Here is a 21,149-nt window from a genome sequence, read left to right as displayed (position 1 = left end):
GTGCGTTACGTCGGGTCGAGGTCGTGGCTGCGCAGCCACGCCAGCGGGTCGATCGCCGAGCCGCCGGAGGGGCGCACCTCGAAGTGCAGGTGCGGGCCGGTCGAGTTGCCCGAGTTGCCGGAGTACGCGATCGCGTCCCCGGCCTTGACGGTCGCACCGGAGGAGACCTGGTAACTGGAGAGGTGGCAGTACCACGTCTCCGTGCCGTCCTTCGCCGTCACGATCATCATGTTCCCGTACGCGCTGTTGTACTGCGTGCGGACCGTGCCGTCGGTCGCCGCCATGACCGTGGTGCCGTACGAGACGGGGAAGTCGATGCCGGAGTGGACGGACATCCAGTTGATGCCCGCCTGGCCGTAGTAGGCGCTGAGGCCGTGCTGTTCGACGGGGAGCGCGAACTTGGGGCGCAGCCGTTCCTTGCGCGCCGCCTCTTCCGCCGCGCGCTTCTTCTCCGCCGCCTGCTCGGCCTTGAGGTCGATGCGCTCCTGGGTGCGGCTGGCCCGGTCGGCGAAGTCGTCGGCGCCGGCGGTCAGACTGGCGAGCTGGGTGTCGAGCTTGTTGTTGGCTGCGGATGGTTTCACCACCTGGGTGTCCGCCGCCGACGCTGTGCTCTCCTTGCCGTCCTCGCTGCTCAGTCCGTCGACGGAGGCGGCGGCGATGCCGGCCACGCCCATCACACAGGCCGAGGGCACGGCGATGGTCAGCAGCGCGGAACGCTTGGCGGGCTGCCGACGGCGCGAACGGGAGCCGGTGCGGGGTGAGGTGGGGCCGGCGGAGGCGGCCGGCGCGGTGTCCGCAGCCGGTGTGGTCTCCTCCTGGCCCTCCAGCAGCGGCGTCATGGCCGGGAGTTCGCCGGTGGCGGTGAGACCGTCGGTGTGCGGGGCTTCCTGGCGGGTTCCAAGGTGGTCCGCGTGGCCCGGGTGGTCCGCGTGGTCCGGGTGGGCGGAGTGATCCAGGTAGTCCGGGTGGCCCGGGTAGTCAGGGCGGCCAGGGTGATTGTCGGGGGTGTCTTGCTGGGGGCCGTTGCTCGTCGGTGTGCCGTCGGAGTTCCACTGGGTGGCGTCGAAGGCGCCGGTGTCGAGTGCGCCGGTGTCCAGTGCGCTGGTGTCGAGTGCGCCGGTGTCCGGGGTTTGCGTGTTCCAGTCCCACTGCTGGGTCTGGTCGGGCTGGAGCCAGGCGGTGCTGTCCCACTGGCCGCTCGTCCCGGGGGCGCCCGCCTGCGGCGGCACGGCGGACAGCGGCTGACAGCCGTCCGCCCAGGTGGTGGTGTCGTAGGACCCGGTGTCGTACGCGGCGTGATGCTGAGCGGCGTACGCGTCGTAGTTCAGGGTTTGATGCCCGCCGGTGTCCAGGATTTCGTGACTGCCGGTGTCCAGTGTCTGGTGCCCGCCGGTCCACTGAGCGGTGTCGTCGTACGTGCCTGGTGTGCCGTACGCGGTGTGGGGGGCGTAGGCGGTGGCGGTGTCGTACCCGGTGGTGTCGTACGGGCCGGTGTGCTGGCCGGGGAGGCTGCCGAAGAGCGGGTCGGCGGCAATACCGGTGGTCTCGTAGCCGTTGTGTGTGGTGAGGTCGCCGTACTGGGCTTCCTGGATGCCGTACGACGCGTAGTGCGCCGAGGCGGCTTCGGAAGCCGCGGCCGGGGCGGTGGGGGTCCCCGACGGGTGACGGTCGTTCACCAACTTCTCTTTCGCCTCGACAACAGGGGCTGCCAGAGCAGTGCGGCGACTGTACCCGGCGGTATGCGGGCACGACAATCTTCCGCAGGTTTCGCTCGCGCAGGAAACGGGCAATCGGCCGTGATTCGGCGGACTGCGGGCACGGGTTTGGCCTGGCGTTCGAGCGTTGTTCGAGGTGGTAGTGGTCGCCAAGCGATCGGCGGGCGATCGGCGGGTGGTCAGTCAGCGGTCAGTCGGCGGTCAGTCAGCGATCGTCAAACGTCATCAGGCGACGGTGAGCCCGTTGGGGCCGGTGGAACCGGTCGGGTCGTCGGGGTCGGCCTCGGACAGTGCGCTGATATGACTCGCGTCAAGAGCCTGCCGGATTCCGGTAGCCACCGCAGGGTGAACCGGCAGGGCCAGATGGCCGATACCGCTGACCCGCACGTTCTGCGTCAGCAGATCCGGGTGCTCCAGACGGGCCGCCTCCAGCGGGACCATCAGCGGGTCGAGATCGCTCCAGAAACTGACGAAGCGGGTGCGGCAGCCCGGCGCGGGGCGGGCCAGTTCCTCGATCACCGGTGAACCGGGGCGCATCTGGCGCACGATCGGGTGCGCGTTGGCCAGTGGGGCCACGCGGGTGCCGGTGTGCGGGGTGCCGAGCGTCACCAGCATCCGCACGCGCCGGTCACCGCCGAGGCGCTGGACGTAGTACCGCGCGATCAGCCCGCCCAGGCTGTGCCCGACGATGTCCACCTGGTCCTTGCCCGTGCGCTCGCAGATCTCCTCCAGGTGCCGGCCCAGCAGCTCTGCCGCGGTGCGTATGTCGCAGGTCAGCGGCGAGTAGTTGAGCGACTCGACTTGCTGCCTGCCGTGCTGCGCCAGGCTGCGGCGGAGCAGGACGAAGACCGACCGGTTGTCGATGAAGCCGTGCAGCAGGACGACCGGCGGGCGGTTCTCGGCCTGGGTCGGCAGGCGGGGGGTGGCGGTAGTGCCCGAGGCGGAGGCGGAGGCGGTGGTGTCCGTGTCCGTGTGCGGGTTGGTGTCCGTGTTGGTGTTGCTTTCGGTTTGGGTGTCGTCGTCCAGGGTGGACGGGAGTGGGGTTGCGCCCGGGAGGGGCGGGGTCGCCCGGCGTTCCTGGATGATGCCGGATGGATAGAGAAGGACATGCCCTGCCAGGATCGCGAGCTCCAGGGCCGTCGCCTTCAGCAGGCCCACGGAAACGCCGGCGACCTTCACCGGCAGAACCGGTGCGAGCCGCTGACAGAGCGGACGAAAGGGCTGCACTGCCCAGCTGACCTTCATGGCCGACCTCCCGTCGGCACGCGGAAGAACGCCTCTGTCCCCCGTGTGCCCTCATGGAGAGTCGTGACACAGGTGCCGGGTGGTGTAAATGGGGTAGTGCGGGAGTTCGTGCGCTTGATGGCGTTGTGTGCGGATGTGGCGACTGTGGGTACCCAGGGATCGCCGGGGTGTAGGGCTGGCGGTTGTGTGGATGGCGGTTGCCCGGGAGATGGGTGCCGAGCGGCCCGCTTGCTGTGCGTGCCTGTGTGTTCACTGCCCCGTGTGCTGTGCTTGCCCGGTGCGTCCGTGTCGGGCGCGGCTCTCCGTGCGCGCGTCTCCCGCTGGTGATCGAAACGCCGCGCGATCAATATGTCCTTCTGTGTGATTTCCCCCTCGGTGTCCACCGCGAAACTGCCGGTTGCGGGATGCTGGAGATAACGTTCGTTCACTTCATCAGAGGTCGCTTCATGGCATGGAGGCAGTGATGGGTGTGGCAGCCGGTCCGATCCGCGTGGTGGTGGCCAAACCGGGGCTCGACGGCCATGACCGAGGGGCCAAGGTGATCGCGCGGGCGTTGCGCGACGCCGGTATGGAGGTCATCTACACCGGCCTCCACCAGACCCCCGAGCAGATCGTCGACACCGCGATCCAGGAGGACGCCGACGCGATCGGGCTCTCCATCCTGTCGGGCGCGCACAACACGCTCTTCGCCGCGGTGATCGACCTCCTCAAGGAGCGGGACGCGGCGGACATCCTGGTCTTCGGGGGCGGGATCATCCCGGAGGCCGACATCCCGCCGTTGAAGGAGAAGGGCGTCGCGGAGGTCTTCACGCCCGGTGCGACCACGACATCGATCGTGGACTGGGTGCGGGAGAACGTGAGGCAGCCTGCGGGGGCGTGAGTCCGGGGGTCCGGGGGCGTGGGCCCGCGGGGGCACGAGCCCACGGGGTGTGAGCGAGGGCGGACACGTCATCCTGGTCCCGGGGCGTCGGGAACGTCCTCGGGGGCCGGGCCCGGTTCCAGTTCCTCCGTCATCGCCGCGCGCAGCCGCAACGTGGTGACCAGGCGCTGGAACGCCTCCGCCCAGTACCCGCCGGCCCCCGGCGACGCGTCCTCCGGCTCGTCGGGTATCGCCGACAGTCCGTCGAAGCGGCCCGCCTCGGCGGGGTCCAGGCACCGTTCCGCGAGGCCCATCACCCCGCTGAAGCTCCAGGGGTAGTTCCCGGCGTCCCGCGCGATGTTGAGCGCGTCGACCACCGCCCGTCCCAGCGGCGCGGCCCACGGCACCGCGCACACCCCGAGGAGCTGGAACGCCTCGGACAGCCCGTGCGTCGCGATGAACCCGGCGACCCAGTCGGCCCGTTCACCGGCGGCCAGGACGCCGAGCAGCTTGGCCCGCTCGGCCAGGGACACCGCGCCCGGCCCGCCGGCCTCGGGCGCCGTGGGTGACCCGAGCAGCGCCCGTGCCCACGCGGTGTCCCGCTGGCGTACGGCAGCCCGGCACCACGCGGCGTGCACCTCGCCCTGCCAGTCGTCCGCCACCGGGAGCGCGACGATCTCCCGGGGCGTCCGTCCGCCCAGTCGTCCGGTCCACGTCGTGAGGGGCGCCGCTTCCAGCAACTGGCCGAGCCACCAGGACCGTTCACCCCGACCGCCGGGTGGCTTGGCGACGACGCCGTCGCGCTCCATGCCCGCGTCGCACTCGTGCGGTGCCTCCACGACGATCGCCGGGGCGGTCCGCGTGCGGTCGACGGACACGCAGGACACCGCCCTCGCCGCCATGCGCTGCGCGAGCGCCGATGAGGGCAGCGCCGACAGCAGCTCCGCCGCCGTCGCCCGTACGTTGCGGCTGCGGTCGGCGAGCGCCTGTTCCAGGAAGGGCTCGTCGTCCGGACCGAGGCCCGTGCGGAGCGAGTCGAGGAACATCAGGCGGTCCTCGGCCCGTTCCGTCGACCAGGTGGTGGTGAGCAGTTCGCGGGCGTCGGCGGGGTGCCGGGCGCGCAGGGAGGACAGGAGCGCGACCCGCTCGGCGAACAGGCCCTCCTCCCACAGCCGGCGGACCCGGTCCGTGTCCTCGGAGCGCGGCAGCGTGGTGTCGCCGCCCGGCGCGGCGCGCAGGGCGAACCGCCAGTCCGGATTCAGCCGGGCCAGCCACAGGGCGCGCGGTCCGGCGAACTCCAGGGCCGCCGGGCGCAGGTCGGTCCGGCCGCGCGCCGCGTCCAGCAGGGCGGGCAGCGACTCCGGCGGCGCCGCGTAACCGTGGTCGTTGGCCGCCGCCAGCCACTGGGGCAGCAATTCCATAAGGTCGGGGGCCGACCCGCGCCGGCCTCCGCCGCCCGTGCCGGCACGGTCCGTGAGCAGCAGGGCGAGTCGGCGGGCGGCGGCCTCCGGCAGGGGCGGCCGGTGATCGGCGGGGGCCGGGGCCGGGTGCTCCGCCGACCGGGCGGGACGCAGGGCGGCCCTTCTGCGCACGGTCTCCACGGCCGCCGCGTCCAACAGGTCCGTCGGAGCGTGCGGGCCGGGCGCGCACCCCGGCGGAGTACGCCGTTCCGTGCCGAGCAGAGCCGCGGTGACCAGTTCCTCCCAGACGGGCGGCGCGGGCGCGGGTGTCCTGGACATGCGGTTCCTCTTCCTGGAGAGGGCGGAAAGAAGGGAAGGAGTTAAGGGACGGGGAGTTGAGGGGGGAGTGTCGGGAGGAGGGGAGTTGAGAGGGACGGGCGGGTCAGTGCAGTGGGACCGCTGGGCCCGGACCTGACGGCCAGGCCGTCAGCGGGGTGAAGCCCCGGTGGCCGCACTCGCCGAAGACCTTGACGGGTGCGCCGCCCGACAGCGCGACCAGCCGCCACAGGCCCGGTCGGTTGCTCGCCGCGGAGGCGAGCGGCAGCGCCGTGTCGCCGTCGGCGTCCGCCAGTTGCCAGCCGTCACCGTCCGGTACCGGTACGACCTGGTCCAGCGTCACCGGGATGGCATCCAGCCAGGGGTCGTCACGGAGAGCCTCGCCGTAGCGGGCGGCCGCCCCGGACGTACTGATGCCCGGGGGGCGTATCTCTGTCGCGGCGGGCGGGGCGAGCCGCTCGCCCAGGGCCGCCCGGTACTGACCGGCTCCCGGATAAGCGGACACCTCCGTATCCAGTGCCAGCCCCACCGGCAGGGCCAGCTCCGGGGCCCGGCCGGCGGCACCGTAGGAGAGGAGCAGGGCGGTGCGGCCCGACGCGGTGCCGTGGAGCCAGACCCGGCGGGTGGTCAGCCGCGCGTCCGCCGTGTCGTACTGGGCGAGGACCAGCCACCGGTCGCGGACGGCCGGTCCCTGCGGGGAGGCGGGCAGCCCGACCCGCGAGCGGACCGTCGCCGCCAGCCCCTCCGGCAGACGGTCACGGCGCAGCCAGCCCCGGTCGAGCAGGTGGAGCAGGGCGCACTCCTCCAGCAACCGGACCGGCCAGCCAGGACCGGACGACGGGACCGAGCCCAACTCGCGGGCTCGCGCCGCCAGTCCGGGCGCCTGGGCGTCGACCATGCGGGCCGCCGTCTCCTCCCAGAGCTCGTACCCGGCCGTCTCCGCGCCGGCCAGTCCGCCGCGCAGCAGGTCCGCCAGGCGCTGTTCCAGCTCCGTGGCGCCCGCCGAGATCCGCTCGGCCCGGCGCTCCGCCCGGCGCCGCGCCGCCTCCGGATCGGCGGACGCGGAACCGGCGCTGTCCGCCCGGCCCTTGCGCTCCTCCCGCCCGCGCCGCGTCGCCAGCCACTGCTCCGCCCAGTCCGGCACCTGGGCCGACGGCACCGCACCGTCCCCGCCGGTCCAGAGCAGCAGCAGCCCGAGCGCGTGCTTGCACGGGAACTTGCGGCTCGGACAACTGCACTTGTACGCGGGCCCGGTCGCGCCCGCGAGATCGACGACCGTCTGATACGGCTTGCTGCCGCTGCCTCTGCACAGTCCCCACAACGCCCCCTCGTCGGTACATCCCGCCTCGGACCACGGCCCGGCCGCACCGAGTTTGCTTCCCGCTTTGCGTGATGCGGCGTCAGGTGCCAGTGCCAGCACCTGGTCGGCCGTCCAGCGCGCCCCCTGCTGAGTCATGCCATCGAAGCTAGGTCCTACCACTGACAATCGGTCCTCGCGAGTGTGTTTGTGCAGGTCAGAGCGATTGTCAGTGGTGTGGTGCACCGTTGATGTCAGATCCGAACCGGCCGAGCTGGAGGGGGACTCAGCCATGCCTGTGTCCGTAGAACCGACGACCGTCGACCCGAGCCAGAACGGGTCCGCGCCCATGAACACGGACGCGGACACCCAGACATCCACGGGCACGCACGAGAGTCACGAGAGCGCGGAGGCCCTGCGTCCGCACGCCGAGAACGCCTTCGCCGGCGAACTGGCCGCGCTCGCCGCACAGGACGACCGTCCGCGCCCGGCCCGCTGGAAGCTGTCGCCGTGGGCCGTCGCGACGTACCTGCTCGGCGGCACGCTGCCGGACGGCACGGTGATCACGCCGAAGTACGTGGGTCCGCGCCGCATCGTCGAGGTGGCCGTCACCACGCTGGCCACCGACCGCGCCCTGCTCCTGCTGGGCGTGCCCGGTACCGCCAAGACCTGGGTGTCCGAGCACCTGGCCGCCGCCGTCAGCGGCGACTCGACCCTGCTGGTGCAGGGCACGGCCGGCACGCCCGAGGAGGCGATCCGGTACGGCTGGAACTACGCGCAGCTGCTCGCCCACGGCCCCAGCCGGGACGCCCTGGTGCCGAGCCCGGTGATGCGGGCGATGGCCGAGGGGATGACCGCCCGGGTCGAGGAACTGACCCGTATCCCGGCCGACGTGCAGGACACGCTGATCACGATCCTGTCGGAGAAGACACTGCCGATACCCGAGCTGGGCGCGGAGGTGCAGGCGGTCCGCGGCTTCAACCTGATCGCCACGGCCAACGACCGCGACCGCGGGGTCAACGACCTGTCCAGCGCCCTGCGCCGCCGCTTCAACACCGTCGTACTGCCGCTGCCGGAAAGCCCCGAGGCCGAGGTGGACATCGTCTCGCGCCGCGTCGACCAACTCGGCCGCTCCCTCGACCTGCCGGCCACGCCCGACGGCATCGACGAGATCCGCCGCGTCGTCACCGTCTTCCGTGAACTGCGCGACGGGGTGACGACCGACGGACGGACGAAGCTGAAGTCGCCCAGCGGCACGCTGTCGACGGCCGAGGCGATCTCCGTCGTCACCGGGGGCCTCGCGCTGGCCGCCCACTTCGGCGACGGAGTGCTGCGCTCCAGCGACGTGGCGGCCGGCATCCTCGGCGCCGTCGTCCGCGATCCGGCGGCCGACCGGGTCATCTGGCAGGAGTACCTGGAGACGGTCGTCCGGGAGCGGGACGGCTGGAAGGACTTCTACCGGGCCTGCCGGGAGGTGAGCGCATGACCGCCATCGGAGACGGAGAGGACGACACGACGTGGTCTGTCGCGGGGGGACGGATGGTCGGGGGCGTCCGGCCGTTCGCGGGGGACCGGCTGGTCATGGGGGTCCAGCCGTTCATGGGTGTACCCCTGTTGATGGAAGTTCGGCCGTTCGTGGGAGGGGGGCGGTGTGACGAGCACTGAGGTCCAATCCCGGGCCAACGCCGGCGTCCAGGGGCGCGGGCCGCTGCTGCTGGGCGTACGGCATCACGGGCCGGGGTCGGCCCGAGCGGTGCGGGCTGCGCTGGTGGCCGCCCGGCCCCGGGTCGTCCTGATCGAGGGACCGCCCGAGGCGGACGCCCTGGTCCCGCTGGCCGCCGACGAGGGGATGCGGCCGCCGGTCGCCCTGCTGGCCCATGCCGTGGACGAGCCCGGCCGCTCGGCGTTCTGGCCGCTCGCCGAGTTCTCCCCGGAGTGGGTCGCCCTGCGCTGGGCCCTGGACCACGACGTGCCGGTCCGCTTCTTCGACCTGCCGGCCACCCACACGCTGGCCCTGCGAGCACGGACGGAGGAGACGGAAGAGACAGGGGAGAGCGAGGGGTCTGAGGGATCCGAGGGATCTGAAGGGTCTGAAGGGTCTGAGGGGCTTGAGCAGGCGGACTCGGAGGTGCGGTCCGATCCGCTTGCCGCGCTTGCCGAGGCCGCCGGGTACGACGATCCCGAGCGTTGGTGGGAGGACGTCGTCGAGCATCGGGGGGCGGGGGAGGGAGACCCGCTCGCACCGTTCGCGGCGCTGGAGGAGGCGATGGGGGCGCTGCGGGAGACGGAGGGGGACACCGAGCACGACCGGGACCTCGTGCGCGAGGCGTACATGCGGCTCCAGGTCCGGGCCGCGCAGCGCGAGTTCCCGGGCGGAGTGGCCGTGGTGTGCGGGGCGTGGCACGTGCCCGCGCTGCGCCGGAAGACCACCGTCGCCGCCGACCGGGCGCTGCTCAAGGGCCTGCCCAAGGCCAAGGTGGACATGACCTGGGTGCCGTGGACGCACCGCAGGCTGTCCCGGAGCAGTGGCTACGGCGCGGGTATCGACTCGCCGGGCTGGTACGGGCATCTGTTCGACGCGCCGGACCGGCCCGTCGAGCGGTGGCTGACGAAGGTCGCGGGGCTGCTGCGGGAGGAGGACCGGATCGTCTCCTCGGCCCATGTGATCGAGGCGGTGCGGCTGGCCGAGACGCTGGCCGTGATGCGGGGACGCCCGCTGCCCGGTCTGACCGAGACGACGGACGCCGTGCGCGCGGTGCTGTGCGAGGGCTCGGACGTGCCACTGGGCCTGGTGCGCGACCGGCTGATCGTCGGGGACGCGCTGGGCGAGGTGCCCGAGGCGGCGCCGGCGGTACCGCTGCAACGCGATCTGGCCCGGACGCAGCGCCGGCTGCGGCTCAAGCCGGAGGCACTGGAGCGGGACCTGGAACTCGATCTGCGCAAGGAGAACGACACCGAGCGCAGCAGACTCCTGCACCGGCTGCTTCTGCTCGGCGTCGGGTGGGGCGAACCGGCGGCGTCGCGAGTCGGTACGGGGACGTTCCGGGAGACCTGGCGGCTGCGCTGGGAGCCCGAGCTGTCGGTGCGGGTGGCCGAGGCCGGGGTGTGGGGCACCACGGTGCTCTCGGCCGCGACCGCCAAGGCCGAGGCAGACGCCGTCGGCGCCCAGCACCTCGCCGAGGTCACCGTCCTCGCCGAGCGCTGCCTGCTGGCCGAACTGCCGGACGCGCTGCCGGCGGTGATGCGGATCCTGGCCGACCGGGCGGCGCTGGACACGGATGTCGGCCAGCTCGCCCAGGCGCTGCCGGCCCTGGTCCGCTCCCTGCGCTACGGCGATGTGCGCGGCACCGACACCGGTGCGCTGGCCGGGGTGGCCGCGGGTCTCGCCGAGCGGGTGTTCGTCGGTCTGCCGCCGGCCTGCGCCGCGCTGGACGCGGACGGAGCCGAACAGATGCGGCGTCATGTGGACGCGGTGCACGAGGCGGTGGGCCTGCTCGGCGACGACCCCGCGCCCGGCCACGGCGACCTGCGGGCCCGCTGGCGCAAGGTGCTGCGGGTGCTGTCCGGGCGGGACACCGTGCCCGGCGTCATCCGCGGCCGCGCCGTGCGGCTCCTGCTGGACGACGGAGAGCTGCCGGCGGAGGAGGCCGCCCGCCTCATGGGTCTGGCCCTGTCGCCGGGGACGCCGCCGGCGGACGCCGCCGCCTGGATCGAGGGCTTCGTCGGCGGCGGCTCCGGGGGCGGCATGCTCCTCGTCCACGACGAGCGGCTGCTGGGCCTGGTCGACGCGTGGCTGACCGGCGTACCGGCGGAGGCGTTCACGGACGTCCTGCCGTTGCTGCGGCGCACGTTCTCGGTGTACGAGCCGGGAGTGCGGCGGACGCTGGGCGAACTGGTCCGGCGCGGGCCCGGGGCGCGGGGGAGCGCGGCCACCGGCGGTATTGGCATACCCGGGTTCGCTCCCGAGCCGGACGGCGCGCGTGCCGACGCGGTGGAGCCGGTGGTGCGGCTGCTGCTGGGCCTGGACAACGAGGGCAGCGCGGACAGCACGGGCAGTACGAACAGTGACCTTGTGGGGGTGGAGGCATGACGACCGGATCGGCTGACCCGGGAGATCCGGGGGCGGAGCGGCTGCGGCGGTGGCGGCTGGTGCTCGGCGGTGACGCGGCCGACGGCACCGGGTGCGCACTCTCCGGGCGGGACGCCGGCATGGACGCGGCGCTCACCTCCCTCTACGGGAAGGGGGACAACCCGCAGACGGGACGGGCGGGACGGGAGCGTTCGGCCGGGCTCGGGGCGTCGGCGCCGTCCGTGGCGCGCTGGCTCGGGGACATCCGGACGTACTTCCCCTCCTCCGTCGTCCAGGTGATGCAACGGGACGCCATCGACCGGCTCGGGCTCTCCACGCTGCTGCTGGAGCCGGAGATGCTCGAAGCGGTGGAGGCCGACGTGCACCTCGTCGGCACGCTGCTGTCCCTCAACAAGGCGATGCCGGAGACGACGAAGGAGACGGCACGGGCCGTGGTGCGCAAGGTCGTCGAGGACCTCGAGAAGCGGCTCGCGACCCGGACCCGGGCCACTCTCACCGGTGCCCTCGACCGCAGCGCCCGCGTCAACCGGCCGCGCCACCACGACATCGACTGGAACCGCACGATCGCGGCCAACCTCAAGCACTATCTGCCGCAGTACCGGACGATCGTGCCGGAACGGCTGATCGGTTACGGGCGGGCCTCCCAGTCGGTGAAGAAGGAGGTCGTCCTCTGCATCGACCAGTCGGGGTCGATGGCGGCATCAGTGGTGTACGCGTCGGTGTTCGGGGCGGTGCTGGCGTCCATGCGGTCGATCAGCACGCGGCTCGTCGTCTTCGACACGGCGGTCGTGGATCTCACCGACCAGCTCGACGACCCGGTCGACGTGCTCTTCGGCACCCAGCTCGGCGGCGGGACGGACATCAACCGGGCGCTGGCGTACTGCCAGTCGCAGATCACCCGGCCCAGCGAGACGGTGGTCGTGCTGATCAGCGACCTCTACGAAGGGGGCATACGCGACGAGATGCTCAAGCGGGTGGCGGCGATGAAGGCGTCGGGGGTGCAGTTCGTGACGCTGCTGGCGCTGTCCGACGAGGGGGCGCCCGCCTATGACCGGGAGCACGCGGCGGCGCTCGCCGCGCTGGGCGCACCGGCCTTCGCCTGTACGCCGGATCTGTTCCCGGACGTGATGGCGGCGGCGATCGAGAAGCGACCGCTGCCGATACCGGAGACGGTGTGATGGCCGGGGGCGGGACTACCTGTCGGTAACGGAGGACTTGCGCGAACTCCGTGTATTCGTGCGAGTATCGGCGTCTGAGTATCGGCGTCTGTCAGCGGTGACTCGCGCTCCGCTCGTCCTTGCCGCTGTACCGCGTCGCGCCGGCAGTGCCCGTGACGCCGACCTCGTTCCGTCGCACGGGAGGCATCTCCTTGTCCTGGCCGGCCGTTCTGCCCGCCGCCGCTCGGCGTGCGCTCCTCGGGGCGCTGCTGGTCGGCGGGGCGTTCCTTCTCGGGTTGCTCCTCGGGCAGCCCGCGGAGGCGGCAGACAGGGCCGGCGACGTGCCCTCGCTGGCCGGCCGGGTGGTCGGTGGTTCCGGACACCGGTCCGGTGACGGGGGAGCCGCTGCGGATGCTGGTTCCGGCAGGACGGGGCGTTCCGCCGGTGACCTGGTGGAGGCGGTGGGGGAGGGGCTCGGGTCGGTACCGGCGGAAGCGTCGTCGTCGACGCCGGTCTCTCCGTCGGCGGCGCGGCCTGAAACTCCGTCAGCCGTACCGAGCACGCCTGACGCGCCGGGCGACTCGGACCCGCAGGGCGTGCCTGAGGTGCCGGGCGTCTCGGACCTGGCGGACTTGGCCGATCTGCCGGGCGTCTCGGGACTGCCGGACTTGGCTGAGGTGCCGGGCGTGCCCGATCCGTCGAGCGTTTCCGGCCCGCCGAGCGGGTCTGGCTCGCCCAGTCAGCCCAACTCGCCCAGTCAGCCGGTTCCGTCGCCCCAGCCGGTTCCGTCGACCGTGGCCGAGTTGCCGGTCCTGGGCACCCGGCCGGGGTTGGTCGATCCGTCCAGTCCGTCCAGTCCGTCCAGCCCACCCAGCCTGTCTGGCTTGCCGGCTCTCTCTGATCTCCCGGTCCTCTCTGATCTCCCGGTCCTCTCTGATCTCCCGGTCCTCTCCGACCTCCCGGTCCTCTCCGACCTCCCGGTCCTCTCCGACCTCCCGGTCCTGTCGGACCTCTTGCCGGTTCTTTCCGACCTCCTCCCCGCTCTGTCCGATCTGATCGGCGGGGCGGTGTTGCCCGCGTGGCCCGCGCTTCCCGCGGACCCGGTGGTTCCGGCCGAGCCCGTGCTTCCGGCGTTCCCCGTGCTGCCGGCGCAGTTGCTGCCTGCCCCGGCCGGGTCCGGCCCGGTCGGATCGGTGGGGGCCGAGCCCGTCCCGGCGCAAGCCCTCGTGCCGCCGGGGCCCGTGACCCCGTCCACGGCCGGCGGCCAGGGTGCCGGCGGTCCAAGGGGCCGGGACCAGGGCCTGGCTGAGGCCAAGGTGGTCGGCCTGTACGGACCGTTGCCGTCCGGTGGGTCGGTGACGGACCTCGGCGGGAGTGGTCCGGCCCCTGGTGCGGGGTACGTGCCCGGTCCCGTCCATCAGGCGCCCGCCGGTGATCCGGACGGGACGTTGGGGAACGCGTCCGCGGCCGATCACGGGACGCCGCGGCACGGTGACGCGTCGGCCGTCGCTCTGAGTACCCGTATCCCCCTGCGACTCGCGCCCGGCGCCGTCGCGTACGCCGACGCGGGTGATGCCCGCGACCGGTACCGGGACATTCCCGTTTCTCCTGCCTAGCCCAGTAGCCGGTAGCCGGTAGCCGGTGCCCAGGGGCTCGATCAAGTGCCCCAGTGGCTCGATAGCCCGGGGTCTGTGACGCGACCGGCCCGGCATCCGGGTCCCGTCGCCCGTCGGCCCATGTCGTGCCCGCAGGTGGTGCCCTGGTCCCGACTCGGTCCTGGCGGTCCCGCCGGTCCTGGCGGCGTGCCACGCACGACAGCCCCCGGACTACCGCCACGCCCGCATGGCCGCACCGCTCCCGCGCCGCTGCCGCTCAGCGTCCCGTTCTGCGTTCCGCGCGATGCGTACGCGTTCAGACCCACGCGTCCACGCACGTCCCGCACCGCGTGCACGCACCGTGTCCACGCACCGCGTGCACGCACCGTGTCCACGCATCGCGCCGACGTCCGCAGACGGGTATCGACGCCGCGGAGCCCCCCGTACCGGACGGCCGAAATCCGTCGGTTCCGTCCGGTACGGAAGTCCGCGGACAGGGTGTCCGGTCCCCAGGGGTGGGGACCGGACACCCCACGCCCCAGGAGAACCGGCATCGCCGGAACCCAGGGGTGTGCACCGGCCTCACCGGGCCGACCCCAGCCCGGTGAGGCCCCACCGCCCACCCGCCTCACCCCGCCTCACCTGCGGCACCCGGTGCCAGAGAGGGCGGCATCATGTGACAGGTATCACCGCTCAGGTGTGAGATGTGATTTAGAGACCTCCCGCATGCGGCGATAACCTGCGAGACGGACATGCCGCGCGCTCGGACACCGTGTGCGCCTCCCTTGTGACTGACACGGCGGTCGTCACGTTGCCCTCGCGGCACGCCCACGCAGACAACGAACCGCGAGATCACTGATAGGGACGGAAGCGCGTGGACCTGTTCGAGTACCAGGCGAGGGACCTCTTCGCCAAGCACGATGTACCGGTGCTGGCCGGTGAAGTCATCGACACGCCTGAGGCGGCCCGCGCAGCCACTGAGCGCCTCGGTGGCAAGTCCGTCGTCAAGGCCCAGGTGAAGGTTGGCGGCCGTGGCAAGGCCGGCGGCGTCAAGCTCGCCGCGACCCCGGACGAGGCCGTCGCCCGCGCGACGGACATCCTCGGCATGGACATCAAGGGCCACACGGTCCACAAGGTGATGATCGCCGAGACGGCCCCGGAGATCCTGGAGGAGTACTACGTCTCCTTCCTCCTCGACCGTGCCAACCGCACCTTCCTCTCCATCGCGTCCGTCGAGGGCGGCATGGAGATCGAGGAGGTCGCCGAGACCCGCCCCGAGGCCGTCGCCAAGACGCCGATCGACGCGATCGACGGTGTGACGCCGGAGAAGGCGCGCGAGATCGTCGAGGCCGCGAAGTTCCCGGCCGAGGTCGCCGACAAGGTCGCCAACGTCCTCGTCACCCTCTGGGACACCTTCATCAAGTCGGACGCCCTCCTGGTCGAGGTCAACCCGCTCGCGAAGGTCGCCTCCGGTGACGTCATCGCGCTGGACGGCAAGGTGTCGCTCGACGACAACGCCGAGTTCCGGCACGACTGGGCCGAGCTGCACGACAAGGCCGCGGCCAACCCGCTCGAGGCCGCCGCCAAGGAGAAGAACCTCAACTACGTCAAGCTCGACGGCGAGGTCGGCATCATCGGCAACGGCGCGGGTCTCGTGATGAGCACCCTGGACGTCGTGGCGTACGCCGGTGAGAAGCACGGCAACGTGAAGCCCGCCAACTTCCTGGACATCGGTGGCGGCGCCTCCGCCCAGGTCATGGCGAACGGCCTGGAGATCATCCTCGGCGACCCGGACGTCCGTTCCGTCTTCGTCAACGTCTTCGGCGGCATCACCGCCTGCGACGAGGTCGCCAACGGCATCGTCCAGGCGCTGAAGCTCCTCGAGGACCGCGGCGAGAAGGTCGAGAAGCCGCTGGTCGTCCGTCTCGACGGCAACAACGCCGAGCTGGGCCGCAAGATCCTCACCGACGCCAACCACCCGCTGGTGCAGCGCGTCGACACCATGGACGGCGCCGCCGACAAGGCCGCCGAGCTGGCTCACGCCGCCGCCAAGTAAGCACTCAGGACGAGGACACCAACACACCATGGCTATCTGGCTCAACAAGGACAGCAAGGTCATCGTCCAGGGCATGACCGGCGCCACCGGCATGAAGCACACCAAGCTCATGCTGGGTGACGGCACCGAGGTCGTGGGCGGCGTCAACCCGCGCAAGGCGGGTCAGTCCGTGGACTTCGACGGCACCGAGGTACCGGTCTTCGGCACCGTCAAGGAGGCCATCGAGAAGACCGGCGCGAACGTATCGGTCATCTTCGTGCCGGAGAAGTTCACCAAGGACGCCGTCGTCGAGGCCATCGACGCCGAGATCCCGCTCGCCGTCGTCATCACCGAGGGCATCGCGGTGCACGACTCGGCGAACTTCTGGGCGTACGCCGGCAAGAAGGGCAACAAGACCCGGATCATCGGTCCGAACTGCCCCGGCATCATCACCCCGGGCCAGTCCAACGTCGGCATCATCCCGGGCGACATCACCAAGCCGGGCCGCATCGGCCTGGTCTCGAAGTCCGGCACGCTGACGTACCAGATGATGTACGAGCTGCGCGACATCGGCTTCTCGACCGCCGTCGGCATCGGTGGCGACCCGATCATCGGCACCACGCACATCGACGCGCTCGCCGCGTTCGAGGCCGACCCCGAGACCGACCTGATCGTCATGATCGGCGAGATCGGCGGCGACGCCGAGGAGCGCGCGGCCGAGTACATCTCGAAGAACGTGACCAAGCCGGTCGTCGGCTACGTCGCGGGCTTCACCGCGCCCGAGGGCAAGACCATGGGCCACGCCGGCGCCATCGTCTCCGGTTCGTCCGGCACCGCCCAGGCGAAGAAGGAGGCCCTGGAGGCCGCGGGCGTCAAGGTCGGCAAGACCCCGACCGAGACGGCCAAGCTCGCCCGCGAGGTTCTGGGCGGCTGAGTCGCGGCACGTGCCACAAGGGCCCGCCTCCCTCCGGGGACGGCGGGCCCTCGCGCGTCCGGCCGGGCCTCAGCGCCCCAGCGGAACCAGCCGCTCCGGACCATCCTGGAGCTCTTCGCGCAGCTTGCTCCGCAGTGACAGTTCCTCGTCCGACAGCGCCCCCGGCGCCACCCGGGCGGGCACGCCGCGCACCGCCTGCCCGGCGGGCACCGGAGGTTCGTACTTCGTCGGAGCCGTCCGCAGGGTCAGCGCCGTGGTCCCGATCAGGGCGGCGGTGAACGCGATGGCGGCCCGGGTCAGCAACCGGGCCCGGCGTTCGCTGCCGGTCCGCACCGTCGGCGACTCGGCCGCCCGCAGCCGCGCGGTGGACGCCAGCTCGGCGAGCCGCCGGTGCAGTTCGCCGGGGTCGGCCAGGGCCGGCAGCCGGGCGGCGACGGCCTCGCGGGCGCTCAGCAGACGGTTCGCCGCCGCCGGGGTGGTCGCCTCCGTCTCCGCCGCCGTCTCCGGCAGATTGAGGCCGACCCCGTCGTAGAGCACGAGGGTGCGGCGGTGGGCGGGCGGGAGTTTCAGCAGGGCGTCCAGCAGGACCCGGTCGTCGGCGCCGGCGGCGGGCGGTTCGGGGTGCCGGTGGCGCAGCCGGAAGCGGTGCCAGGGGGAGAGGGCGTACTCGTACGCCGCCGCCCGCACCCAGCCCGCCGGGTCCCGGTCGCGGGCCACCTCGGGCCAACGGTCCCAGGCGAGCTGGAAGGCCCGCTCGACCGACTCGCGCGCCAGTTCCCGCCGGCCGGTGAGCAGGTAGGTCTGCCGGACGAGAGCGGGGGCGCAGAACGCGTACAACGTGTCGAACGCCTGAGCGGGCGTCAGGGCCGCGGGACCCGACTCCGTTTCCGTTTCCGTTTCCGACTCCGACTGCGGGTCCGACCCCGACTGCGGGGCCGACTCCGGCGCAGCTTCCGGGCCCGACGCGGGGTCCCGCCCCGGGTCCGGAGTCGTCCCCGGGTCCGGAGTCGTCCCCGGCCCCGGAACCGGCCCCGGCGGCGCTGAGGGTGATGAGAGAGGCGAGAGGGATGAGAGAGACGAGAGAGATTCTGCCGGGGTGTCAGTTTCCGTGAGTGGCTCGGACCTGGCCGTCGCCCTTCCCTCGCCCGTCTCCCGGGCCAGCGCGGCCAGCAGCTTCGCGTACGCCTCCCGTTTCCGGCCGCGCGGAGTCGTGCGGCCCGTCTCCCACGCACGCACCGTCTCGCGGGAGACGCCCACCTGTGCCGCGAGCTGAGCCTGGGTCAGCGAGGCGGCCTCCCGCAGGCGTCGGCAGGCCTTGGGAGGCGGAAGCGGAATGGCAGGACTCTCCGTCACCGGGCGCCCCTCCGTGCGAAAAAGTACATAAACATATATTGAGCGACACAGCGGGGCTTCGCCTGTTACGACGGGAAAGCGCGTGTCGTTGGGAGCATGACCGGCGTGATCCCCACGACCGCTCGCCGACCGTCGCCGCCCCCTTCACCCGCCACCCTCCTCACCACTCTGCTCGCCACCCTGTTCGCCCGCTGGCACGTGCGCTGGCGGGACCGTTCGCCGGGGCTCGCCGCCGGGCTGCTCGGCGGCGCGGTCGCCGCCGGGCTCGGACTCGCCGCGCTCGCCGTCCTGGTGACACTGCTGTGGATCAGCTCGCCGTACCCCGACAGCGGGCCCGGCGGCGCCCTGCACGCCGCGACGGCCCTGTGGGTGCTGGCGCACGGCGTCGAACTGGTCCGCACCGGCACCCTCTCCGGCACCCCCGCGCCGGTCGGGATCACTCCGCTGCTCCTCACCCTGGTGCCCGTCTGGCTGCTGCACCGGGCCGCCCGGGACGCCACCGACCCCGGCGACGGCACGGGCGTGACCGTGGGGCCGGGCGCGGGTGTCCGGGTCCGGGACCTGCCGGACGGCCCGCCACCGGTCTCCGCGCGCAACGCCTGGGCGGGCGTGGTCCTCGGCTACCTCGCCGTCGCCCTGCCGGTGACGCTGTACGCGCGGGGCGGGGCGCTGCGGCCCGCCTGGGCGGGGGCACTGGGGTGCCTGCCGCTGGTTGTCATGGCGGCGGCCGGCGCGGGGGTGTGGACGGCGTTCGGCCGCCCGGGCGGTCCGGTGGGCCGGGCGCTGCGGGTACTGCCCCGGGCGCTGCGCGAGCTGATGGTGGAACCGGACGCGCGGATGGGCGCCTCGGCCCGGGCGGCGGGTGCCGGGACGGCGGTGCTCGGCGGCGGCGGGGCCCTGCTGCTCCTGGTGTCGCTGGTGGGGCACGGCGGGGCGGCCCGGGGGTCGTTCCTCCGGCTGGCGGACGGCTGGGTGGGGCAGCTCTCCGTCCTGCTGCTGTGTCTCGCGCTGGTGCCGAACGCGGCCGTCTGGGCGGCGGCGTACTCCCTCGGTCCGGGGTTCGTGCTCGGCACCGGGCATCTGGTCGGCCCGCTGGCCTCCGCCCCCGCTCCGCTGCTGCCGCCGTTGCCGCTGCTGGCGGCGGTACCGGACCCGGGTCCGGGCACGCCGTGGCACTGGGCGGTCGGCGCGGTGCCGCTGGCGGCCGGGGCGACGGTGGGGTGGTTCACCGCCCGCTCGGCCACCGCGCCCGCCCGGGCGCCGGTCCCGACGATGACCTCGGCGGTTCCGGGGGGTCCACCGACCGGCATCGGGCGCGGTGGCGCCGGGACGGCGGGCGGGGCGGGCCGTACCGGTCCTTGGCCGAGGGGTGGGACCGCCGCCGCCCCCTGGTCGACCGGCCGGACGGCCGCCGCCGCGTCCCTCGCGGCGCTGCTGTGCGCGGTCCTGGTCGCCCTGCTCGCCGCACTGGCCGGCGGGCCGCTCGGCAACGCCGCCCTGGCCCGGTTCGGACCGGTGTGGTGGCAGGCCGGGGCGGCCACGCTGGGATGGGTCTGGACGGTGGCCGTGCCGACGGCGGTGCTCGGCCGGGCCTGGCGGTGCCGCCGGGCCGCGACGCGCGGCCCGGCCGGCCGGCGTCGGTGGGGGTCGGGGTGGCTCCCGTCACTCCCGTCACTCCCGGCGCCGCCCCGGGTGCCCTGGACGCGGCGCGCGAAGACCGCACGAGAGGCGGACGAGGCCGCGGTGCCGTTCGGGCTGTACGACGACGAGGACGGCGGCGGCGGTGGCGGTAACGGTGATGGCGACGGCGGTCACCCGGACAACGCGCCCTACGACCTCCTGCCGACCGACCCGCCCCGCCCGATCCCCTGAGGCCAGGCCAGGCCAGGCGGCCCAGTCCAGTCCAGCTCAGTCCAGCTCAGTCCAGCTCAGTCCAGTCCAGCTCAGTCCAGATCAGGCGGGATCAGTCCAGTCCAGGTCGATTCAGCTCTCCGTCCCCAGCACCCCCCGCAGCTCCTCCGGCAGATGCCGGCTGCACGACTGCTTGGCCTCGTTGGTGAGGGCGTCGCTCTGGCACGTGTAGTAGTCGCTGTAGACCAGTTGCGCGGCGAAGGACGCGGCGACCAGCAGGATGCCCAGCGACGCCGTGACCAGGCCGCTGACCGCCGCCGTGGTCTGCGGCCGGCCGGTCTGCTCGGGCGGGGGAGCCGGGGTGTCCGGGTCGGCGGCGGCGCGGGGCTTGGCGCGCAGGGCGCTGATGCCCCAGTACAGCGCGAGGGCACCGAGCAGCAGCGCCACGTACCCCCAGCTGAACAGGGCGAAGAACAGCGCCCACATGCCACTCAGCAGCGCGTACCGGGCGCGGCGCTGGGCGGGGTCGGTGGGGTCCCAGCGCGGGCCGGGGGCGCCGGACGGCTGCTGCGGGCCGTTGCCCGGACCGCCGGGGCCGGGACGCTCGCCGAAGCCGCCGGGGGAACGGCCGGGCTGCCGGTCGCTCCACTGGCCCCACGGCCGGTGGCCGCCGTCGGAGGAACCCTCCCCGCCGCCGCTGTCACCGGACGGGCGGCGCGGCTGCCAGGGCTGGTCCGGGGAGCCCTCGGGCGGCGGGGCGAAGGGGTTGTCGTCCGTCGAGGGCGTTGAGGGCTTCGAGGACTTCGGAGAGTCGCCGTGGCCGCGGCCGCCCGGGGCGTCGGGCGGCGAGGACGGGCGCTCTCGCAGCAGCACGGCGCCGCTGTGCTCCCTTCCCTGCGCCGACTGCTGGGGGAGCGTGAGCAGTCGCGGGCTGCGGTCCGGCATCAAGTGAGCGTCTTCCCCTTGGCTGTGGCGATCGGGCGGTTACGAGTGGTGAACGCGCGGTGCGCGGACAGCGTTCCCGGCGCGCCCCCATCCAGACGCTACCTTCCGGCCACGCCCCCGTCCCGTGGGGGCCGCCCGGAGTGCCGGTATCGTTGCTGCCGGTCGGCTGCTTCGTAGGCTTCCCCGTATCCGGGGGCCGTGAAGCATTCGTACGACCGCACAAACGCGGTGGTACGAGCCGTCCGCAGCCACCCGCACCACCCCTGTACCACCCCCCACGCACCACCACGCACCAACCACGAGAAAGGCCCCCACCGTGGCCCCCAATGTGGCCCCC

13 protein-coding genes are annotated in these 21,149 nt (G+C 73.0%); 7 read left to right on the top strand and 6 right to left on the bottom strand.

Annotated elements, in window-relative coordinates; genetic code table 11:
* Nucleotides 1-5 precede the first annotated feature (5 nt).
* Both AB0G32_RS03160 and AB0G32_RS03155 read right to left on the bottom strand, forming a co-directional pair.
* Nucleotides 6-1,676 carry a M23 family metallopeptidase gene (locus tag AB0G32_RS03160; RefSeq protein WP_361157362.1) on the bottom strand — a complete coding sequence of 557 codons (1,671 nt, stop codon included), beginning with the start codon at nucleotides 1,674-1,676 and terminating at the stop codon, nucleotides 6-8.
* Between the two features lie 264 nt (nucleotides 1,677-1,940).
* Nucleotides 1,941-2,960 (bottom strand): alpha/beta fold hydrolase, encoded by a 1,020-nt coding sequence (locus AB0G32_RS03155; protein ID WP_361157360.1) that lies wholly within the window; start codon nucleotides 2,958-2,960, stop codon nucleotides 1,941-1,943.
* A gap of 463 nt (nucleotides 2,961-3,423) precedes the next feature.
* Here AB0G32_RS03155 and AB0G32_RS03150 point away from each other — a divergent pair, with 463 nt between their 5' ends.
* Complete coding sequence (locus tag AB0G32_RS03150) at nucleotides 3,424-3,840, top strand: cobalamin B12-binding domain-containing protein (protein ID WP_361157357.1); 417 nt, start codon at nucleotides 3,424-3,426, stop codon at nucleotides 3,838-3,840.
* Between the two features lie 68 nt (nucleotides 3,841-3,908).
* Here the strand turns inward: AB0G32_RS03150 and AB0G32_RS03145 are convergent, their stop codons facing one another.
* Complete coding sequence (locus tag AB0G32_RS03145) at nucleotides 3,909-5,558, bottom strand: DUF5691 domain-containing protein (protein ID WP_361157354.1); 1,650 nt, start codon at nucleotides 5,556-5,558, stop codon at nucleotides 3,909-3,911.
* 103 nt (nucleotides 5,559-5,661) lie between these two features.
* Complete coding sequence (locus AB0G32_RS03140) at nucleotides 5,662-7,011, bottom strand: SWIM zinc finger family protein (RefSeq protein WP_361157352.1); 1,350 nt, start codon at nucleotides 7,009-7,011, stop codon at nucleotides 5,662-5,664.
* A gap of 133 nt (nucleotides 7,012-7,144) precedes the next feature.
* Between AB0G32_RS03140 and AB0G32_RS03135 the strand changes: the two genes are divergently transcribed.
* The 5 genes from AB0G32_RS03135 to sucD all read left to right on the top strand — a co-directional run bounded on the left by AB0G32_RS03135 (nucleotide 7,145) and on the right by sucD (nucleotide 16,663).
* Nucleotides 7,145-8,338 carry an AAA family ATPase gene (locus AB0G32_RS03135; RefSeq protein ID WP_361157349.1) on the top strand — a complete coding sequence of 398 codons (1,194 nt, stop codon included), beginning with the start codon at nucleotides 7,145-7,147 and terminating at the stop codon, nucleotides 8,336-8,338.
* Between the two features lie 165 nt (nucleotides 8,339-8,503).
* The gene (locus AB0G32_RS03130) at nucleotides 8,504-10,942 is read left to right on the top strand and encodes a DUF5682 family protein (protein ID WP_361157346.1); all 2,439 of its coding nucleotides are present in this window, start codon (nucleotides 8,504-8,506) and stop codon (nucleotides 10,940-10,942) included.
* On the top strand, nucleotides 10,939-12,120 hold the full coding sequence (locus tag AB0G32_RS03125; RefSeq protein ID WP_361157344.1) for a VWA domain-containing protein: 1,182 nt from the start codon (nucleotides 10,939-10,941) through the stop codon (nucleotides 12,118-12,120). The genes AB0G32_RS03130 and AB0G32_RS03125 overlap by 4 nt, the downstream gene beginning before the upstream one ends.
* 2,448 nt (nucleotides 12,121-14,568) lie before the next feature.
* A complete protein-coding gene (gene sucC, locus AB0G32_RS03120) occupies nucleotides 14,569-15,750 on the top strand; it encodes an ADP-forming succinate--CoA ligase subunit beta (protein WP_361157341.1) in 1,182 nt (393 codons plus the stop codon).
* A gap of 28 nt (nucleotides 15,751-15,778) precedes the next feature.
* Entirely contained in the window at nucleotides 15,779-16,663 is an 885-nt protein-coding gene (gene sucD, locus AB0G32_RS03115; RefSeq protein ID WP_361157339.1) for a succinate--CoA ligase subunit alpha, read from the top strand.
* 69 nt (nucleotides 16,664-16,732) lie between these two features.
* Here the strand turns inward: sucD and AB0G32_RS03110 are convergent, their stop codons facing one another.
* Nucleotides 16,733-18,016, bottom strand: a complete 1,284-nt coding sequence (locus AB0G32_RS03110) for a helix-turn-helix domain-containing protein (RefSeq protein ID WP_361157336.1) — start codon at nucleotides 18,014-18,016, stop codon at nucleotides 16,733-16,735.
* Between the two features lie 96 nt (nucleotides 18,017-18,112).
* Here AB0G32_RS03110 and AB0G32_RS03105 point away from each other — a divergent pair, with 96 nt between their 5' ends.
* Nucleotides 18,113-19,888 (top strand): DUF6350 family protein, encoded by a 1,776-nt coding sequence (locus AB0G32_RS03105; RefSeq protein ID WP_361157333.1) that lies wholly within the window; start codon nucleotides 18,113-18,115, stop codon nucleotides 19,886-19,888.
* 111 nt (nucleotides 19,889-19,999) lie between these two features.
* Here AB0G32_RS03105 and AB0G32_RS03100 read toward each other — a convergent pair whose 3' ends face one another.
* Complete coding sequence (locus AB0G32_RS03100; protein ID WP_361157330.1) at nucleotides 20,000-20,812, bottom strand: hypothetical protein; 813 nt, start codon at nucleotides 20,810-20,812, stop codon at nucleotides 20,000-20,002.
* Nucleotides 20,813-21,149 lie beyond the last annotated feature (337 nt).

The sequence above is a fragment of the Streptomyces sp. NPDC023723 genome (assembly GCF_040639815.1).
In the GTDB taxonomy this organism is placed as follows: domain Bacteria; phylum Actinomycetota; class Actinomycetes; order Streptomycetales; family Streptomycetaceae; genus Streptomyces.
This window is presented reverse-complemented; position numbering and strand designations above follow the sequence as displayed.

Coding starts and splice junctions, on each gene's coding strand:
- AB0G32_RS03155 (WP_361157360.1), bottom strand. CDS start 2,960: ATGAAGGTCAGCTGGGCAGTGCAGCCCTTTCGTCCGCTCTGTCAGCGG.
- AB0G32_RS03150 (WP_361157357.1), top strand. CDS start 3,424: ATGGGTGTGGCAGCCGGTCCGATCCGCGTGGTGGTGGCCAAACCGGGG.
- AB0G32_RS03145 (WP_361157354.1), bottom strand. CDS start 5,558: ATGTCCAGGACACCCGCGCCCGCGCCGCCCGTCTGGGAGGAACTGGTC.
- AB0G32_RS03140 (WP_361157352.1), bottom strand. CDS start 7,011: ATGACTCAGCAGGGGGCGCGCTGGACGGCCGACCAGGTGCTGGCACTG.
- AB0G32_RS03135 (WP_361157349.1), top strand. CDS start 7,145: ATGCCTGTGTCCGTAGAACCGACGACCGTCGACCCGAGCCAGAACGGG.
- AB0G32_RS03125 (WP_361157344.1), top strand. CDS start 10,939: ATGACGACCGGATCGGCTGACCCGGGAGATCCGGGGGCGGAGCGGCTG.
- sucD (WP_361157339.1), top strand. CDS start 15,779: ATGGCTATCTGGCTCAACAAGGACAGCAAGGTCATCGTCCAGGGCATG.
- AB0G32_RS03105 (WP_361157333.1), top strand. CDS start 18,113: ATGACCGGCGTGATCCCCACGACCGCTCGCCGACCGTCGCCGCCCCCT.
- AB0G32_RS03100 (WP_361157330.1), bottom strand. CDS start 20,812: ATGCCGGACCGCAGCCCGCGACTGCTCACGCTCCCCCAGCAGTCGGCG.